The organism is Candidatus Hydrogenedentota bacterium, from assembly GCA_012523015.1.
GTDB lineage: Bacteria > Hydrogenedentota > Hydrogenedentia > Hydrogenedentales > CAITNO01 > JAAYBJ01.
Genome location: JAAYJI010000249.1, coordinates 1 through 4,495, shown reverse-complemented (window position 1 = coordinate 4,495; position 4,495 = coordinate 1). Strand labels below are relative to the sequence as shown.

General features: G+C 47.5%; 5 protein-coding genes and 1 tRNA gene. 1 reads left to right on the top strand and 5 read right to left on the bottom strand.

Features of this window, described 5'->3' with window-relative positions; genetic code table 11:
- The coding region (locus tag GX117_10920) for a helix-turn-helix domain-containing protein (GenBank protein NLO33847.1) at nucleotides 1–292 on the bottom strand (292 nt) is incomplete at its 3' end.
- A gap of 202 nt (nucleotides 293–494) precedes the next feature.
- Here GX117_10920 and GX117_10915 point away from each other — a divergent pair.
- Nucleotides 495–571 (top strand) — tRNA-Val (locus tag GX117_10915).
- A gap of 308 nt (nucleotides 572–879) precedes the next feature.
- Here GX117_10915 and GX117_10910 read toward each other — a convergent pair.
- The 4 genes from GX117_10910 to GX117_10895 form a co-directional block, all read right to left on the bottom strand.
- Nucleotides 880–1,275: a hypothetical protein gene (locus GX117_10910; GenBank protein ID NLO33846.1), complete on the bottom strand. Its 396-nt coding sequence runs from the start codon at nucleotides 1,273–1,275 to the stop codon at nucleotides 880–882.
- 263 nt (nucleotides 1,276–1,538) lie between these two features.
- Nucleotides 1,539–3,821: a hypothetical protein gene (locus GX117_10905; protein NLO33845.1), complete on the bottom strand. Its 2,283-nt coding sequence runs from the start codon at nucleotides 3,819–3,821 to the stop codon at nucleotides 1,539–1,541.
- Nucleotides 3,822–4,008: 187 nt separating this feature from the next.
- Entirely contained in the window at nucleotides 4,009–4,368 is a 360-nt protein-coding gene (locus GX117_10900) for a septum formation initiator family protein (GenBank protein NLO33844.1), read from the bottom strand.
- 23 nt (nucleotides 4,369–4,391) lie between these two features.
- A partial coding sequence (locus GX117_10895) for a hypothetical protein (protein ID NLO33843.1) occupies nucleotides 4,392–4,495 on the bottom strand: 104 nt, incomplete at its 5' end.

Here is a 4,495-nt window from a genome sequence, read left to right as displayed (position 1 = left end):
GGCCGCTAATTTGTTCGGGAGACCAATACTCATAACTTTTGCTTATGACATAGCGCAAAAGAGGAGGATGATCAAGTTTCTTCTTACGTTCTATCTCTTGACGCCGATTGATAGCAAGCCGATCCGCGGCAGTGGAACAATAGCGACCGCGTACACTATTACGGCGCAATTCACGGCCGATACTACTTTTATGAAACCCGAGTATCTGAGCTATTTGGCGGTTGCTCAATCCTTGGCTTTTAAGTGTTTCTAGTTTTATACGGTCATCTCGTGTAAAATGGTGGTGGGACATTATGGACTCCTTCGGGTGTTTGGCAGGACGATTCTACCGAAGGTCTCTGTGATGTCCTCTTTTTTGGGATCGGTTGCATTTCAACCTTGAATCCGCCCTTTTTGATCATCACAGGAATAATCTGATATACTGATTGTTCCGAGTCGGTCTCTCCGGCGTTCATTCTAAGGCTTTACAGGTAATACTGAACGTCGATACTGCCGGGCGGTTAGCTCAGTTGGTTAGAGCACCTGCCTTACACGCAGGGGGTCGCAGGTTCGAGTCCTGCACCGCCCACCATCACAAAAAAATGCAAGGACATCGTGCCTTGCTTTTTTTGTTTAACGGGAAAAGACATTCTGCTTGAAGATTATGAGCACACGCATACAGTCGTAATTCCGAACCATAGTTGATAAAAAAAGCCGGCAACGGCATCCGACTACGCAAGGTGTCGGACAGTGCCGCTGCCGGATCAAACCTAAACTTAATTATTCACCTGCCCTATAGGGGATTATCTTCCGATGCGATTTAGATCTGCTTGGCAGGCAACATTATTAAACAACTACTACCTACATCCTTCGAATTTAAGAAGACCGTTGCACAGTTGATTACCACTTAACATACCAATGAGTAGTTTGTCTCTCGGACAACGTTACAAAACCACGGTCATCCCAATCTCGATCCCACGTATAAACAATACAATAGTATGTTCCAGCATCCAATCCACTCATTTTGAAGGTTCCATTATAGGGTATGGGTTTAGGCAACAAATTTACTCCTTCCGGCGTTTGATAAGCGCACTCATCAGCAACTTTCACAAGAGATAAGAAAGCTAAATCATTATCTTCTTCGTCAAAACTCTCTCTCATATTATGCACGACAAAGCTAGCTTTACCCTGCTGCCAACAACCTGAGAGTAAACCAAGACACAGTCCGACTACAACCAATACCATCACTTTTTTCATGTTCTTACCCTTTCCTTCATTTTTAAATAAATCCTTCACAACGCCATTCCGGAAACTGATCCGATGACTGAAGATACCTATCCTTGGTATTTTTTATTAATTTATAACAATACACAAACCCTCACTTCACATCTCTACATAGAACTCCCATGATGTGTTTTTACAAGTCAATTCATTATAAACAGTAGAATGAATCGTTACAAACAAATTACGGAAGGAAAGAAAGCCGCTTCCCCACGCTTAGGCACCGGACAAATAACGCTCCGGATAAGCGATTGGTATTGTCTTTACCGCGGCATGTTTCATTCTTGGCGGGTATTACCGTTGGTGGGTTCTTCGCTCATTTGATCATCGATAAAGACTTTATCGCCGGCGGTCAATAAAAGCATCCGTTCCCCATTGGATATGGTCAGTTTTTTAGAGGCGGGATTATACTCAACAGCTTTCCAGTCACCGAGAATCGTGCTGCCCAACTGGACGTTAAACGTATCCTGGTTGCCGTCGGGAGCGAGTAAGGAGACACGGAAATCAGCAGAGGAATTCCCCGCTTGAAAAACACCAATCAGATTGAAGGTGTAGAGAGAAGCGTTATCCGCTAAGCGTTCTGCGACATCAGTTATTTCAGTCTCTGCTCCGTTCAGTTCCGGTGGCAGCTGCGTTATAAGGTTTGGAGCCGGAACTTCATCAAGATCATCGGTATCTTCTTTATCTTCTAGGAAACGAGGCTTCTCCTCAGCAACAGATACAACCGTTTCCTGTTGTGTGTCCGGCGCCAATCTCATGCCTCCATTAAAGGTTGATGCACGAATCCCCGTGTATCCCATATAAACGAGAAGAGAAATGCAAAGGGCGCAGACGAAGACGAGTATGGCGCGCGAAAAGACACGCAACGATATGTCACTGAACACAATCAGGCTAAGACCTATGCCAACGGCAAAAAAACTCAACAGTGTTGTCGCGCCCAAACTATCAATGGACGTACCGAAAACAGGGCTTGATAAAAGCGCCGTAGTTTGGAACAGGACAAACACACTGGTCAAGAATACGAGCAGATGCCCGAAAAAAAACCATAGTGCTGCAGTGCGCCGCAGGCGCGCGGCTTTGATTAACACCAAGGGCAGTTGAAACAATGCCGTCAGGATCGGACACATCAAAACCAAACAATAGAGTGTACAGGGTTCCTGTTGTAGAAAAACTAACATTCCCCCCAACAACAAAAGCACACCGAGCAAATAAAAACTCGCAGTAAAGCGTTGCCCCATACGATGCCGTCCGGCGTCCAAGACATCTGCTAAGGATAGATCCTCATGGGGAGCGTCAAGAGTCGAATTGGCGTGAAGCGACTTGTTTATCTGCGCCTTCATATGCAGTAGAAAGCGCTCCATCGTTTCCAGATCGGAAAGAACCACCCTATCCAAATGTTGGGGAAGGGCGCCGTTCCCGGTTTTGCCGAGAAGATCTTGACGGTATTTCTGCAGGCTGCTCATATCCTGCGCAACGTCGGATACAAATACCTCCATTCTGCTCCGATAAAAAGATATGGACGCTTCCACACGTTTATGGGCGGCTGCGTAATCTTCGTACGTACCTTGAGCGGCGTCAGCGGCGTCAGATTGCCCCGCGGGCATGCGCTTCCATTCCTTCATGCGCGCTTCAATGCCCGATCTCGTATTCAACGCATCGTATAAGTCTTTGATATAGAGCAACGGCACAGGTGTCTCTTTCGTGAGATCCGGCTCCTCGAAATGAATCGCGGTAAATTCCTCTTTGTCGAAGGCGTCCAATTCTAAATCCATCAAGCCGCCGGCAACAAAAGGATCATTCACATGCTGCCACGCTTTCAAGTGGTAAACAAAATGTACCAGTCTTTCCCGCGCCGCCCGCAAGCGAAAGACGGCGTTGAAATAGTCCCGCACCGAGATCTCTTTGACATGCAATGAAACGATGTTATCTTGAATGGATTTTTCATTGGATATTAATCGAACTTCGATCTCTTCCTGCTTTGTCCGCAGCTGCCGCTGAAATTGTTCGTGTGCCTCGTCCAATGCACGGCTGTATGCATTGACTACGGATGAACTCAGCCCGTCATCTTCCTCTAATAAGGCGCGGTGTTCTAGATTATCAAGGAGATGCTGATAGGTACACAAACGCCGCAGCATATCGTTGCGTTCGAAAGGAAGTGCTGCTTTTACGACAGGCTGGCGCTCCTCTATGAGAGATTGGTCCTTTGCTTGCGCGCTTGAGGGGTTGGAGGAGTTGTGGAAGGGCGGCGTGATTTCTTCGTCTGCCCCTTTATTGCCTAAAAGGGCATCGGAATCACTGCTTGCGTCGAGGAGATCCGGGTCATCGTCCGCTCCGGCGAAGTTGGCATCGGAATCATCTCTGGCTTCATCCAAAACGCTGTGGTCGGAGCAGACCGCCACATCTCGATTGAAAACACCCGTCTTGCGCAATAATTCCGGATGCTCTTGGAGATAAACGACCGAGATGCACGGAGGAAACTCTTGTTCCTCAGGCAGAAAAAATTTCTGACGACACGCCACACATTTAGCCGGTTTCCCGTACATGGTGGGAGTAATCTTCATTCTCTGTCCACAGATACAGATAATCCGTAGATTTGTTTTTCTTTTGTCTGACATAGGCACCGTATCGAAGCCGTTGTTTTCAGATAAGCGTCAAAACTACAGTTACAACCCCCTATGGTAACATAACTTAAAGCCGAGTCATAGCGCTGTCTTATTCGCGCTGCATCGTTACGTGCATCCGAGCGTTTCAGTCCTCAGCGGGCAGCTTCTCGCCGTCACCGCCACCGTCTGCTTCGACGCCGGTCACTTCACCCGTTGATGAACGTTCTATTTTAAAAACGATCTCACCGGGCCGCGTCATGCCGGCGTCCTTTCGCGCTCTCGCCTCTGTTTCAACAGGGTTATTTTCCAACGTGGCAATACCGGCGCGCGTCTCCTCCACCTTTTGCCGCAACGAGTCGACTTCTTGCTGCATCGTTTTCAAGTCGTCTTTTTTACTTTGATATTCAATATATCGTTGGCGAAGGTTGCGCTGGTAGCCATAGCCGAAACCGACGGCCAGCACCAGCACAACCCCTAAACACCATAGTAAGCGTTCTTTATTCATAGTTGCAGCACAGAGGCGCCTTTTTATTTTTGATTGGGCAATGCAGCCAATCCCGGATAGGCGGCTTTAGCACCCAAATGTTCTTCAATACGCAGCAGTTGGTTATATTTGGCGATACGGTCACTGC